Annotated in this window: 17 protein-coding genes; 14 read left to right on the top strand and 3 right to left on the bottom strand. The window is 61.9% G+C overall.

Annotated elements, in window-relative coordinates:
• Positions 1 to 27: 27 nt before the first annotated feature.
• Genes ERD78_RS15820 through ERD78_RS15810 form a run of 3 tightly spaced genes read right to left on the bottom strand, consistent with a single transcriptional unit; the run spans position 28 to position 2,282 of the window.
• Positions 28 to 918: an N-acetylmuramoyl-L-alanine amidase gene (locus ERD78_RS15820; RefSeq protein WP_129970299.1), complete on the bottom strand. Its 891-nt coding sequence runs from the start codon at positions 916 to 918 to the stop codon at positions 28 to 30.
• A gap of 44 nt (positions 919 to 962) precedes the next feature.
• On the bottom strand, positions 963 to 1,682 hold the full coding sequence (locus ERD78_RS15815) for an SAM-dependent methyltransferase (RefSeq protein ID WP_129970297.1): 720 nt from the start codon (positions 1,680 to 1,682) through the stop codon (positions 963 to 965).
• 18 nt (positions 1,683 to 1,700) lie between these two features.
• Complete coding sequence (locus tag ERD78_RS15810; protein WP_129970296.1) at positions 1,701 to 2,282, bottom strand: Maf family nucleotide pyrophosphatase; 582 nt, start codon at positions 2,280 to 2,282, stop codon at positions 1,701 to 1,703.
• An 83-nt stretch (positions 2,283 to 2,365) separates the two neighbouring features.
• Between ERD78_RS15810 and ERD78_RS15805 the strand changes: the two genes are divergently transcribed.
• From ERD78_RS15805 to lepA, 14 genes are all read left to right on the top strand, one after another.
• Complete coding sequence (locus ERD78_RS15805) at positions 2,366 to 2,905, top strand: YceD family protein (RefSeq protein ID WP_129970295.1); 540 nt, start codon at positions 2,366 to 2,368, stop codon at positions 2,903 to 2,905.
• 63 nt (positions 2,906 to 2,968) lie between these two features.
• A complete protein-coding gene (rpmF, locus tag ERD78_RS15800; protein WP_129970294.1) occupies positions 2,969 to 3,151 on the top strand; it encodes a 50S ribosomal protein L32 in 183 nt (60 codons plus the stop codon).
• A gap of 48 nt (positions 3,152 to 3,199) precedes the next feature.
• Positions 3,200 to 4,279, top strand: coding sequence for a phosphate acyltransferase PlsX (gene plsX, locus ERD78_RS15795; RefSeq protein WP_129970293.1), 1,080 nt, complete (start codon positions 3,200 to 3,202; stop codon positions 4,277 to 4,279).
• A 20-nt stretch (positions 4,280 to 4,299) separates the two neighbouring features.
• Positions 4,300 to 5,274, top strand: coding sequence for a beta-ketoacyl-ACP synthase III (locus tag ERD78_RS15790; protein WP_129970292.1), 975 nt, complete (start codon positions 4,300 to 4,302; stop codon positions 5,272 to 5,274).
• A 71-nt stretch (positions 5,275 to 5,345) separates the two neighbouring features.
• Positions 5,346 to 6,290, top strand: coding sequence for an ACP S-malonyltransferase (fabD, locus tag ERD78_RS15785; RefSeq protein WP_129970291.1), 945 nt, complete (start codon positions 5,346 to 5,348; stop codon positions 6,288 to 6,290).
• Positions 6,283 to 7,020, top strand: a complete 738-nt coding sequence (gene fabG / locus ERD78_RS15780) for a 3-oxoacyl-ACP reductase FabG (RefSeq protein WP_129970290.1) — start codon at positions 6,283 to 6,285, stop codon at positions 7,018 to 7,020. The genes fabD and fabG overlap by 8 nt, the downstream gene beginning before the upstream one ends.
• 185 nt (positions 7,021 to 7,205) lie before the next feature.
• A complete protein-coding gene (gene acpP, locus ERD78_RS15775; RefSeq protein WP_043680887.1) occupies positions 7,206 to 7,445 on the top strand; it encodes an acyl carrier protein in 240 nt (79 codons plus the stop codon).
• A gap of 150 nt (positions 7,446 to 7,595) precedes the next feature.
• Positions 7,596 to 8,825 (top strand): beta-ketoacyl-ACP synthase II, encoded by a 1,230-nt coding sequence (gene fabF / locus ERD78_RS15770; RefSeq protein ID WP_129970289.1) that lies wholly within the window; start codon positions 7,596 to 7,598, stop codon positions 8,823 to 8,825.
• A gap of 13 nt (positions 8,826 to 8,838) precedes the next feature.
• Positions 8,839 to 9,177, top strand: a complete 339-nt coding sequence (locus ERD78_RS15765) for a hypothetical protein (RefSeq protein ID WP_129970288.1) — start codon at positions 8,839 to 8,841, stop codon at positions 9,175 to 9,177.
• Positions 9,174 to 9,773 (top strand): RNA polymerase sigma factor RpoE, encoded by a 600-nt coding sequence (rpoE, locus tag ERD78_RS15760; RefSeq protein ID WP_129970287.1) that lies wholly within the window; start codon positions 9,174 to 9,176, stop codon positions 9,771 to 9,773. Before ERD78_RS15765 ends, rpoE begins: the two co-directional genes overlap by 4 nt.
• 10 nt (positions 9,774 to 9,783) lie before the next feature.
• The gene (locus ERD78_RS15755; RefSeq protein WP_129970286.1) at positions 9,784 to 10,278 is read left to right on the top strand and encodes a sigma-E factor negative regulatory protein; all 495 of its coding nucleotides are present in this window, start codon (positions 9,784 to 9,786) and stop codon (positions 10,276 to 10,278) included.
• 14 nt (positions 10,279 to 10,292) lie between these two features.
• Complete coding sequence (locus ERD78_RS15750; RefSeq protein WP_245152501.1) at positions 10,293 to 11,324, top strand: MucB/RseB C-terminal domain-containing protein; 1,032 nt, start codon at positions 10,293 to 10,295, stop codon at positions 11,322 to 11,324.
• A 24-nt stretch (positions 11,325 to 11,348) separates the two neighbouring features.
• Positions 11,349 to 12,869: a Do family serine endopeptidase gene (locus ERD78_RS15745; RefSeq protein ID WP_129970285.1), complete on the top strand. Its 1,521-nt coding sequence runs from the start codon at positions 11,349 to 11,351 to the stop codon at positions 12,867 to 12,869.
• A gap of 113 nt (positions 12,870 to 12,982) precedes the next feature.
• Positions 12,983 to 14,776: a translation elongation factor 4 gene (gene lepA, locus ERD78_RS15740; RefSeq protein WP_129970284.1), complete on the top strand. Its 1,794-nt coding sequence runs from the start codon at positions 12,983 to 12,985 to the stop codon at positions 14,774 to 14,776.
• Positions 14,777 to 14,786: the final 10 nt, after the last annotated feature.

The raw sequence follows: 14,786 nt of genomic DNA, 5'->3' as shown, positions 1-14,786 counted from the left end.
GAGGGCGCATTCCGACGGGCCAGAGGGTCAGGGTAGGGCTTTCAATATCCCCAACGTTTGCGCATCGGGTTCGCCGCCATAGTCGGAAGGGCGGTAATGCATCTGGAATGCAGCAATGACATTCCGCGTGGCCTCGTCCAGCACGCCGCTAGACGGTGTATCGTAGCCGGCCCGGCGCAGCGCACCCTGTATCCATGCCGCATCGGGCAGGCCTTGCTGCTGGAACTGCAGCGCGTACCGCCGCGCCAGATCCTCGTCGTACCAGCGGCCTATGCCTTGGCGTGCCAGTTCACGCCATGGGAACAGCGGGCCGGGGTCTATTTTGCGCTGGGGCGCGACGTCGCTGTGGCCGACGATGTTGCGCGGCTTGATCTGGTGTCGGCGGATGATGTCCTTCAGCAGTGCAGCCACCACTTTGATCTGCACGGCGGGATAGGGCGCCCATGTGCCGTCGCGTCGCCTCCCGTCATTCACGATTTCGATGCCGATAGAGGCGCTGTTGACATCGCTGCGCTCATACCATGCGCTTACCCCGGCGTGCCAGGCGCGCCGGCTTTCGTCAACGAGCTGATAGACATGAGGCCGCGGTGCATTGGTAACCAGATAGTGGCTGCTGACATTCAGTTGCGACAGCGTCTTGAGCGCCGCTTCGTTGCCGCTGGACGTATAGTGCAGCACGACCATTTCCACGCGGCTGTTCTGGCTTTTGGCCTGGATGCTGCGGTCTATGTCGAGTTTGGATGGATCGTAGCTTGCGCAGGCGCCCAATGCCAGCAACAGGCACGCGCTCAGGGCAGCGCGCCATGGAGGCGGAGAGGGACGCGAGTCGGCGCGGGCGGCGCCTGGGCGAGGGCCAGAGGGAGAAGTCGCGGTGCGGCGCACGAATGGGCGAATGAAAAAAAAGGCGCATGGGAACATGCGGGCATGTTACTCCAGCCGCGCCTTTCTGAGTCTGCCTGGGCTTATCCGCCTGCAAGAAAAAGAAACAGGCTCGGCTTTTTTGCCAGATCCGGTGGAGGCAGTGTCTTCCATCGCGATATGGCGTGACTGGCGATCCACTCATCGGGCGTGGTCAGTGCACGCGCGACGCACAGTCGGGTTTCGCCCTGAAGTGTCTGCAGCAGGGTGGTCAGCATTGCGTCGTTGCGGTAAGGCGTTTCGATAAGAATCTGTGTTTGGGAATGTTTGCGCGACAGTTGTTCCCAGGCCCTGATCTGGCGCGCGCGCTCAGCCGGGTTGACAGGCGCATAGCCGTGGAAGGCGAAGCGTTGTCCGTCCAACCCGCTGGCCATCAGGCCGAGCAGGATGGACGACGGGCCCACCCAGGGGCGAACCTGCAGGCCCATATCGTGCGCCAGGGCCACCACCCGCGCGCCGGGGTCGGCAACGGCGGGACATCCGGCCTCGGAAACCAGGCCGATTTCTCCGCCTGTCAGCAGGGGTTGCAACCAAGCTCGCATCTGTCGTGCATCGGCCTTTCTGTCCAGGGTATGCACGGTGATTTCCTGCAGGGGACGCTGCGTGCCGATCAGCTTGAGAAAGGCGCGGGCTGTCTTGGCGTTTTCGGCAATGTAAGTGTCCAGTCGGGCAGCGGCTTCGCGCGCCGAACACGGCAGCCAGGCGGAAATGGGCGCGTTGCCCAGGCCAACGGGAATGAGATGTAGGATTCCGGTTTTTTTCATGGGAGTGTGGCGAGGCGTTCAGCAGCGAAGCAGCGGGTTCAGGCCAAAGCTTCGCAGCATGCGCGACAAGGCAATGAGCGGCAGCCCTATGATGGCGGTGGGGTCGTCGGCGTGCATGCGCTCCATGAGGGCGATGCCCAGGCCTTCGGCCTTGGCGCTGCCGGCCGTGTCGTACGGGCGTTCGTGCCGCAGATAGGCGTCGATCTCGGCATCTGACAGGGATCGCAGGCGACAGACGGTCACGACATCGTCTGTTTCGATGCGGTGGCCGTCAGTGACGCACAGCGCACTGTGGAAGGAGACGGTTTGTCCGCTGAGGCTGCGCAATTGGGCCTGGGCCCTGGCATGCGTGCCCGGCTTGCCAATGGGAGAGCCATCGTCCAGCGCGGCCACCTGGTCTGAGCCGATGATCAGGCTGTCTGGATGCGTTGCCGCCACAGCCCGCGCCTTGGCGATCGCAAGGCGCAAAGCGAGTGCCGCCGGCGCCTCGCCGTCGCCTGGCGTTTCGTCGATATCGGGCGATACGCAGGTGAAAGGAACGGCCAGGCGCTCGAGCATCTGACGCCGGTAAGGAGAACTTGATGCGAGGATGAGACGCATGGACTGGTTCAGGACGGGGCCTGTTTGACTGAAAATGGCTAAACACGCTATATTCTCATGTTTTCCTAGTGCTTGGAAAGACCGTGCAGTTTGTCGACAGCCTTGAGCTTGTGCGCTTGGGCCAGGGGATCAGTGGCCAGACACCGCTTTCGCAGTTTGTGCGCCTGCTGGATGGCCTGCCGGCCCAACCGCAGCCGGACAGTCCGGTAACCTGGTCGGTACGGGGGAGCGCCAGCGGCGATGCCGCGGGTGAGCACGAGCGCTGGCTTCATGTGCGAGCGCACGCCGCGCCCACCTTGGTGTGCCAACGCTGTATGCAGCCCTTTGTCTGCACCCTCGAGGCCGACACCAGCCTGCAGTTGGTGGCGTCCGAGGCCGAGCTTGAGGCCCTGGATGCGCGCGACGAAGCCAGCGGCCTGGACGACCAGGACATGGTTGAGCGTATCGTGGCGTCGCGTCGCCTTGATGTGCTTGCTCTGGTGGAGGATGAGCTGATTCTCTCGCTGCCCTATGTCCCCAAGCATGACGTATGCCCGTCGCTGCCCGATGCGCTGAAAGCGGATGGCGGCGGCGATTCCAGGCCCTCGCCCTTCGCGGTTCTGGAAAAACTGAAGAAGCATTGAATTTAGCAGCATTCAACATGCGGGCGTCGCGTACAATACGCCGTCCGTTTACAGGAGCATTACATGGCCGTCCAGCAAAACAAGAAAAGCCCGTCCAAGCGTGGCATGCACCGTTCGCACGACTTCATCTCGGGTCCTGCCACAGCGGTTGAGCCCACTACCGGCGAGCTTCATCTTCGTCACCACATCAGCCCCAACGGCGTTTATCGCGGCCGTAAAGTCATCAAGACCAAGAACGACGAGTAAGCCGTCCGCATTGCACACAATGTTGCAACGCCACGAGTTGCGTGACTGATGCCCGCAACTGACATCCGGATTGCCGTCGACTGCATGGGGGGCGACGTGGGTTTGCCGGTCACGATACCGGCTGCCGTTGCCTTTGCCCAGCGGAACGCCGATACGCGCTTCCTGCTTGCGGGCGACCCCGCGGCCATCGAGGCCCAACTGCAAGCCAGTCAGGGCCCGACGCGGGACTGGTACGAGATTCTGCCCGCCTCCGAGGTTGTCCTGATGGACGACTCGGTCGAGGTTGCGTTGCGCCGCAAGAAGGATTCCTCCATGCGGATCGCCGTCCAGGCGGTCAAGGACGGCCGGGCCGACGCCTGCATCTCGGCCGGCAACACCGGCGCCTGGATGGCCATCTCGCGTTATGTGCTGAAGACGCTGGATGGCATAGACAGGCCCGCCATTGCAACCTCTATTCCCAATGTCAAGGGCGGTGCTACGACGATGCTGGACCTGGGTGCCAATGTCGATTGCACAGCGCAGCATCTGCTCCAGTTCGCCATCATGGGCTCGGCACTGGCCTCGATCGTCGATCATCGCGAACAGCCCACCCTGGGCCTGCTCAACATCGGCGAGGAAGTCATCAAGGGTAACGAGGTGGTCAAGCAGGCCGCCGAGCTGTTGCGCGCCAGCGGCCTCAACTTCCACGGCAATGTCGAGGGCGACGATATCTGCAAGGGCACGGTCGACGTCATCGTGTGCGACGGCTTCGTGGGCAATGTGGTGCTCAAGTCCATCGAGGGTGTGGCGCGCATGATCGCAACCATGCTGCGCGGCGAATTCACCCGCGATGCCTGGTCCATGGCTACCGGGCTGCTCGCCAAGCCCGCGCTCAACCGGCTCCGCGACCGCGTCGACAACCGGCGCTACAATGGCGCGGCACTGCTTGGTTTGCGTGGCATCGTCATCAAGAGCCATGGCTCCGCGGACGCCTATGCGTTTGGCTGGGCACTGCAGCGCGCTCACGAGGCGGTGCAGAACGGTCTGCTCGACGGCACCACGCGCGCCATCGACAACCTGCGGCAGAGCCTGCGCGATGCAGCCGCCGCGGGCGACATTCCCAACGATCTATCTGATCCTGCGACTTAGACAGGTATTCGGACATCATCATGCCTTATGCGAAGATTATCGGGTCCGGCGGCTATTTGCCCCCGCGGGTTGTAAGCAACGACGAACTGGCTGCCGAACTTGCGACGCGGCAGATCGAAACGTCCGACACCTGGATTGTCGAGCGCACGGGTATCCGGCAGCGGCATATCGCCGATCCAGGCGTCAGCACCAGCCAGCTGGCCATCGAAGCCTCCAGGCGAGCGCTTGAAGACGCGGGCGTGGCCGCCTCCGATGTCGATCTCATCATCGTTGCCACCTCGACGCCCGATTTCGTATTTCCCAGCACCGCTTGCCTGGTACAGGCGGGCCTGGGCATCAAAGGCGGCGCGGCCTTTGACGTGCAGGCGGTCTGCAGCGGTTTCGTCTATGCACTTGCCACGGCCGACGCCTTTGTCCAGGCTGGCCGGGCCCAATGCGCGTTGGTCATCGGCGCGGAAGTCTTCTCCAGCATTCTCGACTGGAACGATCGCAGCACCTGTGTTCTGTTTGGCGACGGCGCCGGCGCGGTGGTGCTGCGCGCTTCCCAGGAACCCGGCATACTTGGCGCACGTCTGGATGCGGATGGCAGTCAAATGAAAATACTTTGCGCGGCAGGCAATGTTTCCCACGGCGAGGTCGTTGGGGATCCCTTCCTGCGCATGGACGGTCAGGCCGTCTTCAAGCTGGCCGTCACGTCGCTGACTCAATCGGCTCATCAGGTCTGCGAGGAGGCCGGCATCTCATTCGAGCGCATCGATTGGCTGGTGCCGCACCAAGCCAATGTGCGCATCATCAATTTTCTTGGCCGGCGCCTTGGCGTGAGCGATGACAAGGTCGTGATCACAGTCGACAAACATGCCAATACCTCGGCGGCCAGCGTTCCGCTTGCGCTGGATGTTGCCCGGCGCGATGGGCGCATCCGACAGGGCGACCTTGTCCTCATGCAAGGCGTTGGCGGTGGCTTCACATGGGGGTCTGTGCTGGCCCGCATGTAGGCGGCTTGCGTCTGCTCGTTCGGGCTGATTCAGTCCGCGATTCCTCAACCTCATCTTTGCCTGTTTGCACCATGAAAATCGCTTTTGTCTTCCCTGGTCAGGGTTCGCAATCCGTTGGCATGCTTGATGCATGGCGAGACAACGACACCGTCGCCGGCGTCGTCGGCCAGGCATCGGCATCCCTCGGGCAGGATCTTGGCGCGCTCATTGCCGAAGGCCCGGCCGAGGCACTCAATCTCACCACCAACACGCAGCCGGCCATGCTGGCCGCAGCCGTGGCGATCTACCAGGCGTGGCTGGCGGCGGGTGGCCTGCCGCCCGCCATTGCCGCCGGACACAGCCTGGGGGAATACTCCGCCCTGGTGGCCGCAGGTGCCTTGACGTTGGGCGACGCAGTACGGCTGGTGCGGATCCGTGCAGACGCCATGCAGGCGGCGGTGCCCGTCGGCACGGGCGGGATGGCGGCAGTCCTTGGTCTGGCCGACGAGCAGGTCAGGGACGTCTGCGCCCGCGCCGCTGGCGACGAGGTCGTCGAAGCAGTCAACTTCAATGCGCCGTCTCAGGTTGTCATCGCCGGCCACAAGGCGGCCGTCGAGCGTGCCTGTGCGCTGGCGCGCGAGGAAGGCGCCAAGCGCGCCCTGGTGTTGCCAGTGTCGGCGCCTTTTCATTCCAGCCTGCTCGAGCCGGCCGCATCGGTACTTGCCGGGGCCTTGGCGGAAACGCCTGTCCAGGCGCCCGCCTTGCCGGTGATCAACAATGTCGACGTGGCTGCGCCCACCGAGCCGGCAGCCATCAAGGACGCGCTGGTGCGCCAGGCCTGGCATCCCGTACGCTGGGTGGAGACCATCCAGGCCATGAAGGCGCAAGGCGTCACCCATATTGTCGAATGCGGCCCCGGCAAGGTGCTGGCGGGTCTGGTAAAACGCATAGATCGCGACCTGGTGGGGCTGTCCATGACGGATCCGGCCTCCCTGGCCGCCACGCTGGACGTACTGAAGGAGCAGCGCAATGGATAAACCGCTGGAAGGCAGAATTGCCCTGGTAACGGGTGCTACGCGCGGCATAGGCAAGGCGGTTGCACGCGAACTGGCCGGGCAGGGCGCCACGGTCGTGGGAACCGCAACCTCGCCCGCGGGCGCCGAGGCCATCAGCGAGGCGCTCGCCGCCAGCGGCGGTCGCGGTGCGGTGCTCGATGTTACCGATGTTCAGGCCTGCGACGCGCTGGTGGCTGAGCTGGCCAAGGACGGCGCGCCGCACATTCTGGTCAATAATGCCGGCATCACGCGCGACAATCTCGCCATGCGTCTCAAGGACGACGACTGGCAGGCGGTGCTCGACACCAACCTGACCGCCGTTTTCCGTCTTGCGCGGGGCGTCACCCGGGCCATGATGAAGGCGCGGGCGGGCCGCATCATCAATATCACCTCGGTCATCGGCTCCATCGGCAACCCTGGGCAGGCCAATTACGCGGCCGCCAAGGCGGGTGTCGCGGGCTTGTCGCGCGCTCTGGCCAGCGAACTCGGCAGCCGCGGCATAACCGTGAACTGCGTAGCGCCCGGCTTCATCGATACCGACATGACACGCGCCTTGAGTGCCGAGCAGGCGGATGCCATTCTGGCCCGGATCCCACTGGGCAGGCTGGGCGACGTCGATGACGTGGCCGCCGCCGTAGCCTTCCTGGCCGGCCCCAGGGCCGCCTACATCACGGGCACGACACTGCACGTCAATGGCGGCATGTATATGTAGCAAATCCGAACAGATACCTATACTGGGGTAAAATCTGTTCAGCCCAGAGGTATTGCGCCCGGGCTGATCCCGCGCATCGGCGCAGGGGTTCCCAGGCAGGCAGCACCGTTTTTTGTCAAGGCCAGCACCACTCACTTTAACGTTTGGCTATAATTCGCGGGAATTTTCCCAACTTGGAGATCTGCATGGAAAGCATCGAACAGCGCGTCAAGAAGATCGTCGCTGAACAACTTGGCGTCAACGAAGCCGAGATCAAGAACGAATCTTCTTTTCTTGACGACCTCGGTGCCGATTCGCTCGATATGGTCGAGCTCGTGATGGCACTCGAAGACGAATTCGAAACGGAAATTCCGGACGAAGAGGCCGAAAAAATCACGACGGTTCAGCAGGCGGTTGATTACATCACCTCGCACAGCAAGCAGTAATAAAATTCACTGGAAGCGCCGCGGTATACCGCAGCGCCATCCCGAAGCGGTTTCCAAGGGGGTAGTTCCGTATTCCCGCGCGGGGCGCAGTCGCCTGCCGGGATGCGTGGCTATCCACTCAGAGCCGCTTTTTTAATTCAGGAGTCATCCGTGAAACGACGTGTCGTCATTACCGGCCTGGGCATCGTGTCACCTGTCGGCAACGATCTGGACAGCGCTTGGGACAATATCGTCAACGGACGCTCTGGCATCGGCACCATCACGCGCTTCGACGCGTCTGCGCTGAGCGCGCGCATTGCGGGTGAGGTCAAGGGGTTCGACGTAACGCAGTATATTTCCGCCAAGGAAGCCAAGCAGATGGATACGTTCATCCATTATGGCGTGGCCGCGGGATTGCAGGCGTGGCGCGATGCCGGCATCGAGATTGCCGAAGACCAAGCCGACCGCTACGGCGTCATACTGGGGTCTGGCATAGGCGGGCTGCCTCGCATCGAGGATACCCAGTCGGAGTATCTGGCGCGGGGCGCGCGTCGTATATCGCCATTCTTTGTGCCGGGCTCGCTCATCAATCTGGTGTCGGGCCAGTTGTCCATCCTGCTTGGCCTGAAGGGGCCGAGCTACGCGGTTGTGTCGGCATGCACGACGGGCCTGCATTCCATAGGCGATGCAGGTCGCCTGATCGAATATGGCGATGCCGATGTCATGATTGCCGGCGGCGCCGAGTCCACCGTGTCTCCGCTGGGCATCGGGGGGTTCGCGGCCATGCGCGCGCTGTCCACCCGCAACGACGATCCACAGACCGCGTCCCGTCCCTGGGATCGTGATCGCGATGGCTTCGTGCTTGGTGAAGGGGCAGGCGCCCTGGTGCTGGAAGAGTACGAGCATGCCCGCAAGCGCGGCGCCCGCATCTATGGCGAGCTGGTGGGCTACGGCATGAGTTCCGATGCGCACCACATCACCTCGCCCGACAAAGACGGCCCGCGCCGCGGTATGGTCAACGCCTTGCGCAGCGGCAGCATCAACCCGGACGAGATCGACTATGTCAACGCGCATGGTACGTCCACGCCCCTGGGCGACAAAAACGAATCCGATGCGCTCAAGCTGGCATTTGGCGATCATGCTCGCAAGCTCGTGGTCAACTCCACCAAATCCATGACCGGCCACCTGCTGGGGGCCGCCGGCGGCATAGAAGCGGTGTTCACCACGATGGCGGTGTACAAACAGGTTTCTCCGCCCACTATCAACATCTTCAATCAGGATCCCGAGTGCGATCTCGATTTCTGCGCCAACGAGGCGCGTGACATGAAGATCGACGTTGCCTTGTCCAACTCCTTCGGCTTTGGCGGCACAAACGGCTCCATGGTTGTCCGGAGGCTGTAGGCTGGAGACGCACATGCTCTCCATGCAGTGGCGGGTTCGGCCTTTGCGCCGTCTCGCCATGCTTGGCCTGCTCGGGACCAGGCCGCGCCCATTTGCGGGTATAGTGACGCTGCAGCCTGACGGTTGCTGGCGGCTTGATCCAGGCCCGGGCGAGGCCCTGTGCCTTGAACGTGCCTGGCCATGCGGTGCATGGACGGTCTTGCGTTTTAGCGCTACCGCTGCCGAGCGCAAGCTCGTCGATGTGGCGTTGTGGCGGCCAGCCCTGTCAGACAGCGCTTGGCGCGCATTGCACCGGCAGCTCGCCCGGCAGGCCAGCCTGTCCATGCGGGCCGTCACCAAGGAAACACAATGAGTGAACGGGATGTCGACGCAGAACTGGTTGCCCGCGTACAGCGCGGAGACAAGCGCGCCTTCGATCTCCTGGTTCTGAAATATCAGCGCAAAATCATGCGCCTGCTGTCCCGTCTTATTCGCGATCCAGCCGAAATAGAAGACGTGGCCCAGGACGCTTTCATAAAGGCTTACCGCGCCCTGCCGCAATTCAGGGGCGACAGTGCGTTCTACACCTGGCTTTATCGCATTGCCATCAATACCGCGCGCAACTGGCAGGCGGCTCGCGCGCGCCGTCCCGCCACGCTGAATACGATGGAAAACGAAGACGGTGAAACTTTTAGCCAGATTGACAACCTAACAGACAATAGCACGCCGGAATCCATGGTAGCCAGCCGCGAGATCGTCGAAACGGTCAATGCGGCCATGAATGCGCTGCCCGACGAATTACGAACTGCTATCGTGTTGCGAGAGATTGAAGGTATGAGCTACGAAGACATTGCACAAAGCATGGGGTGCCCCATCGGTACCGTGCGTTCACGCATCTTCCGTGCGCGCGAGGCGATCGCGGCGCAGCTGAGGCCTGTGCTGGGCAATGAATCCGAGCGCCGCTGGTAAGGAGCTACCTATGCAAGTCGCCCATCAGTCAAAACACGAAGCCGACACCGAGCAGGCCTCCTGGGAAGCTTCGGTATCGTCATGGATAGACGGCGAGGGTGAAATCCGCCCGGAGGATCTCGACAGCCCTTATGGCCGGCAGGTATGGGATACCTACCATCTTATCGGCGATACCCTGCGCAACCCCGACCTCGCGGTCAGGCCCAGCGATTTCTTCTACGCCCGCGTGTCCAAGGCCATCGATGCCGAGCCGCATGTCGTTGCGCCACGTGCGCTGCGCCATGGCGCGCTGCGCGCGGGCCTGTCAGGGCTGGCGGTGGCTGCGGCCGTGGCGACCGTGGTCTGGGTGGCGCTTCCCTATTTTTCCGACGAAAATCCGTCCCGGCAGGTGCAGGTCATGGCCAGCGCCTCCGAAGACCCTGGTTTGGGCGACTATCTGGAGGCGCATCGCGAAGTGGTTGGCGCAAGCCCCATTCGTCGCGCATCCTTCGAGGTGGGACGTTGATGGCAGGCGTGTGCATGACTGATTCCACTGGCTTGCGGCCGCATTGGCCCGACATGGCGCGTGCCTATGGCACCTTAATGCTCGCGGCGGCCTGCGCGATAGGCGCCCCATCCCTGGCAAGCGCGGAAGCCTTGGACGACCCGCAGGGCCTGGCGCTGCTTCAAAAAGTCCAGAACGCCGCCCGCCAACTCGATTATTCCGGCACCTATACCTACCAGCAGGGCGCAGCCATGCAATCGTCCCGTATTGTCCATATCGTGGATGGCACGGGGGAGCGCGAACGCATCGAGCTGCTGGACGGCGAGCCCAGAGAGTTCATACGCCACAACGAAGTTACCCAGTGCCTGGTCCCCGCCAAGAAGCTGGTCATCATGGAGCATCGCCGCGGCGATCGCTTCCCTGCGCTCATCCTCGGCAACGGGAAACGCATCCCCGAGTTCTACGAGATTCACACCGGATCGGGCGGTCACCGCATCGCTGGCCGGGAATGCGTCTTGCTGGAGCTTGTTCCCAAGGACGCGCAGCGATATGGCTATCGCCTCTGTACCGATACCGAAACGCATCTGCTTCTGAAGGCGCAGGTGGTTGGGCCGGATGGCGTTGTCGATCAGATCGCTTTCACCTCGCTTCGTACAGGAAAGCAGGTGGCGCCCGAAGGGCTGGCCCCCAGCTGGGACACCAAGGGCTGGAAAATATTCGAATCCGACATGGCGCCTGTCGACCTGGCCAAATCGGGATGGCGAATCCCGTTTCCGCCTGGTTATGAGCCTGTTCTGGAGGTCTCGCGCAACATCAAGAAAGCCAGCCGTCGCGTAAACCAATTGGTCCTGACCGACGGTCTGGCTTCCATTTCAGTTTTTATCGAACCCCATCGGGTGGACAAGGATCCGCCCTTTGCCAACGAGGCGGTCAGCACGGGGGCCATGAATATATTCCGGACGCGGATAGGCAATCATTGGCTGACTTCCCTGGGAGAGGTCCCGGCGCAAACCGTACGTGAAATTGCCGAGCACACCCAGTATGTACCGTTGGCCAAGCATCAATAAAAATATTTGTAAAGGAGTTCCAAGATGCCCAAAGCTTCTATAGGAAAACTGTCAGTCAAGCGGCTTCTCGCCAGCGCCTCCGTGGGCCTGCTGGTTGCGTGCACCGCAGTGGGGGCTGTTACCAGCGAATCCCCCAAGGCCGGCGCGAGCGCACCGGCGCCCACGTTGAGTGTGCCCGATTTCACCAAGGTCGTCGCGGAAACCGAAGGATCGGTGGTCAACATTCGCACCACCGAGGCCGTGCCTGTGCGCCGTCCCGGCATGGGCCCCAACAGCAACGATCCCTACGATATGTTCCGCTGGTTTTTCGGGCCCGATTTCATGCCGCCGGGCTTCGGCCCTTCGCCGCGCGACCGCGGCGGCAACGACGATTCATCCAGCCAGCCTGAAGAGCGCACCGTGCCCCGCGGAGTTGGATCCGGGTTCATCATCTCGGAAGATGGCTACATCATTACCAACAACCATGTGGTTGCGGATTCCAACGGCATTTTTGTCACACTGACGTCCGGCAAGGAATATCCCGCCAAGGTTATTGGCACCGACAAGCGCACCGACATCGCGCTGATCAAGATCGACGCGCACGGCCTGACACCGCTGCAGATCGGCGACTCCGACGCCTTGAAGAAAGGGCAGTGGGTGCTTGCCATCGGATCGCCCTTCGGCCTCGATTCCACGGTCACGTCGGGCATTGTCAGCGCCATCAACCGCGATACGGGCGACTATCTGCCTTTCATCCAGACTGACGTGGCTGTCAATCCGGGTAATTCCGGCGGCCCGCTTATCGATCTGGCCGGGCGCGTAGTGGGTGTGAATTCGCAGATCATTTCTCAGAGCGGCGGCTTCATGGGCATATCCCTGGCCATTCCCATCGACGAAGCCATGGATGTGATCAAGCAGCTCAAGGAAAGCGGCAAGGTCACGCGCGGACGCATTGGCGTGCAGATCGGCCCCGTTTCCGATGATGTGGCCAAGGCCATAGGCCTGGCTGACGACAAGGGCGCCATGGTCAGCAAGGTCGATCCTTCCGGTCCGGCAGCCGACGCCGGCGTTCGCCCGGGCGATGTCATCATCAAGTTCGACGGCAAGGACATCAACCACATGACGGACCTGCCGCGCATCGTGGGCAGCACCAAGCCTGGCTCCAAGGTCGATCTCGAGGTATGGCGCAAGGGCAAGGCCAAGTCGCTGAGCGTCAAGGTGGGTGAAATGCCTTCCGCCGAGCAGGAGCAGGCCGCCAGTCAGACCGACAAATCACCCAAGGTGTCGCAGGCCGATGCGCTTGGGCTGAAGGTGACCGGCGTGGACGGCGCGACCGCCGCCAAGCTGCATATCTCGGGCGGCGTGAAGGTGGTCGAGGCGCGCGGGCCGGCGGCTGAGGCGGGTCTGGCACCCGGCGACATCATCGCCACCGTCAACAACGTCGATATCACCAGCCCCGAGCAGTACGCCAAGGTGGTAGCGGGGCTCAGCAAGACAAGCAAGGCGGCGTTGCTGGTGTTTCGCAGCGGACAATCCCAGTGGGTGGCAATCAAGCCAGAAAAATAAATTCGGCGGAAACCGCTAAAATAGCGCAAAGCGGAAGGGAGCGCCCTCTAGCGCTCCCTTTTTTATGCTTCTTTCTGCCTTTTACTATCAAATACGGTTTTTTTGCCGCCTTTATGGATCATATCCGCAACTTTTCCATTATTGCCCACATTGATCACGGCAAGTCCACGCTGGCCGATCGCCTCATACACCGTTGCGGAGGGCTGGCGGACCGCGAGATGTCCATGCAGGTTCTCGATTCCATGGACATCGAGCGCGAGCGGGGCATTACCATCAAGGCCCAGACCGCAGCCCTGAGCTACAAGGCGCGGGATGGCAAGGTCTATGCCCTGAATCTCATCGACACGCCGGGACATGTGGATTTCTCCTACGAGGTCAGCCGTTCGCTCTCCGCCTGCGAAGGTGCGCTGCTGGTGGTTGATGCGTCCCAGGGCGTCGAGGCGCAAACAGTGGCCAACTGCTACACGGCCATTGAATTAGGTGTCGAAGTCTTGCCTGTGCTCAACAAGATGGACCTGCCTTCCGCGGAGCCGGACAATGCCCGCGCGGAAATCGAGGATGTGATCGGTATCGATGCCAGCGAAGCCATTTTATGCAGTGCGAAAACCGGCATGGGCATAGACGATATCCTGGAGCAGATTGTGGCTACCGTGCCGCCGCCCAAGGGGAATACCGACGCTCCGCTGCAGGCCCTGATTATCGACTCCTGGTTTGACAACTATGTGGGCGTGGTCATGCTCGTGCGCATCGTCAATGGCGTATTGCGGCCCAAGGACAAAATACTGCTCATGGCTACCGGCGCCACACATCTGTGCGAAGAGCTCGGCGTATTTACACCCAAGGCCGTCGCTTGCGATGCATTGTCCGCTGGGCAGGTCGGCTTTATTATTGCGGGGATCAAGGAGCTGGCCCATGCCAAGGTCGGCGACACCATTACGCTGGCAGGCAAGCCGTCCCCCAAGGCCTTGCCCGGCTTCAAGGAAGTCAAGCCTCAGGTTTTCGCGGGGCTTTATCCGGTTGAAAGCAGCGAATACGATCAGTTGCGTGATTCGCTGGAAAAACTGCGCCTGAACGATGCATCGCTGATGTTCGAGCCCGAGGTGTCTCAGGCGCTGGGCTTTGGGTTTCGCTGTGGTTTTCTGGGGCTGCTGCACATGGAAATCGTGCAGGAGCGGCTGGAGCGCGAATTCCGCATGGACATTATCACTACGGCGCCGTCCGTGGTGTACGAGGTCGAGCAGCGCGACGGTTCGATGCTGATGATAGAAAGTCCCTCGCGCATGCCCGAGGTCGGCAATATTGTCGAGATCCGCGAACCCATCGTGACCGTCACCCTGTTCATGCCCCAGGATTATGTCGGGCCGGTCATGACGCTATGCGTGGCCAAGCGCGGCATTCAGAAGAACATGGGCTATCATGGCCGCCAGGTTCATCTCACCTATGAAATGCCGCTGGGCGAAATCGTGCTCGATTTCTTCGACCGGCTCAAATCGGTATCGCGCGGCTACGCATCCATGGACTACGAGTTCAAGGAATATCGCGCGGCGGACGTGGTGCGGGTCGATCTGCTCATCAACGGCGACCGCGTCGACGCGCTGTCCATGATCGTGCACCGGGCCAACGCCCGCTTCCGGGGTCGCGAGGTCGTATCCAAGATGCGCGGCCTCATTCCCCGCCAGATGTTCGACATTGCCATTCAGGCGGCTATCGGCGCCGAGGTCATTGCCCGCGAAAATGTAAAGGCCTTGCGCAAGAATGTGCTTGCCAAGTGCTATGGTGGCGACATAAGCCGGAAGAAGAAACTGCTGGAAAAGCAGAAGGCAGGCAAAAAGCGGATGAAACAGGTCGGCAATGTCGAAATACCCCAGGAAGCCTTCCTGGCCATACTGCAAGTCGAGGATAAATAACTTGAAAAAC

Origin of the sequence: Allopusillimonas soli, from assembly GCF_004153445.1 — a bacterium.
GTDB lineage: Bacteria > Pseudomonadota > Gammaproteobacteria > Burkholderiales > Burkholderiaceae_B > Allopusillimonas > Allopusillimonas soli.
This window is presented reverse-complemented; position numbering and strand designations above follow the sequence as displayed.